Source organism: Geobacillus sp. ZGt-1, assembly GCF_001026865.1.
Classification (GTDB): domain Bacteria; phylum Bacillota; class Bacilli; order Bacillales; family Anoxybacillaceae; genus Geobacillus; species Geobacillus thermoleovorans.
Genome location: NZ_LDPD01000227.1, coordinates 1 through 2131 on the forward strand (window position 1 = coordinate 1; position 2131 = coordinate 2131).

1 protein-coding gene and 2 pseudogenes are annotated in these 2131 nt (G+C 39.0%); all 3 read left to right on the forward strand.

Going from position 1 to position 2131, the window contains the following annotated elements; all coding sequences use genetic code 11:
- Positions 1-117: 117 nt before the first annotated feature.
- Positions 118-1443: a hemolysin family protein gene (locus tag VU18_RS16890; protein WP_047758641.1), complete on the forward strand. Its 1326-nt coding sequence runs from the start codon at positions 118-120 to the stop codon at positions 1441-1443.
- A 234-nt stretch (positions 1444-1677) separates the two neighbouring features.
- Positions 1678-1926 (forward strand): annotated as a pseudogene (locus tag VU18_RS17755) (transposase); the annotation flags it as partial.
- 50 nt (positions 1927-1976) lie between these two features.
- A pseudogene (locus VU18_RS20960) lies at positions 1977-2117 on the forward strand (site-specific integrase); the annotation flags it as partial.
- Positions 2118-2131 lie beyond the last annotated feature (14 nt).

The window sequence follows — 2131 nt, forward strand, 5'->3', positions numbered from 1 at the left end:
GTCTCTTACTGGAGCTGAGGTAGCACGAAAGATAAGAGTAACGTAATAAATTAAAGGTATAGCCAAATTAACAGGAGGTGGATTCTCTAGCTGTTTGCATACAGCTAGAGAGCTTAATTGGAGATAGTTAATTTACTGATGGTTGGTGTTTTAATTGCTTTAACGGCATTCTTTGTTGCATCCGAATTTGCCATTGTTAAAGTACGCAGTACACGCATTGATCAACTGATAGCTGAAGGAAATCGAAACGCTAGGGCTGCCAAAAGAGTCATCTCTAATTTGGATGAATATTTATCAGCTTGCCAGCTTGGTATCACCATTACCGCATTAGGGCTTGGTTGGCTTGGTGAACCAACGGTGGAGCATTTGCTTCACCCTGTATTTGAACGAATAAATTTAAATGAGTCTGTGGCGTCTTTCCTTTCTTTTGCGATTGCATTTGCAACGATTACCTTTTTGCATGTGGTCGTTGGAGAGCTGGCTCCGAAAACATTGGCAATTCAAAAAGCAGAAACCATTACACTGTTATGTTCAAGACCTTTAATCTTTTTCTACAAAATAATGTATCCGTTTATTTGGGCATTAAACGGCTCTGCTCGCGTCATTACCGGATTATTTGGGTTAAAACCAGCATCCGAACATGAAGTGGCCCATTCAGAGGAAGAATTGCGCTTGATTTTATCTGAAAGTTATAAAAGTGGAGAAATTAATCAGTCGGAATATAAATACGTAAACAATATTTTTGAGTTTGACAATCGGATTGCCAAAGAAATCATGGTACCGCGTACAGAAATTGTCGCACTAGATAAAAACCGTTCCATTGCGGAACATTTTGAAACGATAAAGCAAGAAAAATATACGCGCTATCCTGTTATAGACGGAGATAAAGACCATATCGTTGGTATGGTAAACATAAAAGAAATATTAACGGATTGTATTCAAAATCCAAAGGCCACTGAAAAGAAGTTAGATGATTATATCCGCCCAATCATACAAGTAATCGAATCCATCCCGATTCATGACTTGCTCGTCAAAATGCAGCGTGAACGAGTTCATATGGCGATTTTAGTAGATGAATACGGCGGAACGGCTGGACTTGTAACAGTTGAGGATATATTAGAGGAAATTGTCGGTGAGATTCAAGATGAGTTTGATATTGACGAAGTTCCGATGATTCGCAAAGTGAATGAACATACCACCATTGTTGATGGAAAAGTATTGATTGAAGATATAAATGACTTGCTTGGAACGGATATCGATGATACGGATGTTGATACGATTGGTGGTTGGATTTTAACAGAAAAATTTGATATTCAACAAGGCGACACTCTTTCCTACGGCGATTATGAATTTAAGGTATTAAAAATGGAAGGGCGCCATGTCCAATTGGTCGAAATCACGAAACGTGCAAAAAACCTTCACTTACCGTACAGGAAGCAATAACAAAATAGCAGTTAAGAAATGAAAGAAAGGATGTCCCAAAAGTGACTGCTTTTGGGACACCCTTTCTAATTCTAATACTCTAATATGGATAGATGCCCATATAACAATTGCCTAACAGACCGCTGATGTGTATCTTATTATCACACGTTAATAGTGCTTACTCTAACTAATCGTGTTTTTGGGTTTTTTGTTCTTCGTCGTCAATAATCCCATTAGCTCTTACAGGAACATCATTTTCAAGTGAGCATGTCGAGACGTGGAAACTGTTACGACAACGCTTGTATCGAGTCATTTCATAGCCTCATCAAGAAAGAGTGTATTTATCTGAATCGATTCCGCACGCGAAAAGAAGCGAAACAAGCCATTTTTGAGTACATCGAATGCTTCTACAACCGTAAAAGAAGTCATTCCGCCCTTGGCTATGTATCGCCATGTGAATTGGAGGCTGCTTACTACGCTAATCAGAGAAAAGTAGCTGCCTAAGTTCAGCTATTTCTCTCTGTTTAATGTGTCCGTTTTCTTGACATAACACCATCAAATACGTTTCTCGTCGTCTTGGACATAAAGATATTGTAACCACGCTGCAAACGTACTCTCATATTTTAGATGAGATGGAGCAAAAAGAGTCTCGGCAAGTTGACCTTGCAATGGAGGAGCTGTACCATGCTAAATAGCCGTGCAAAATTCG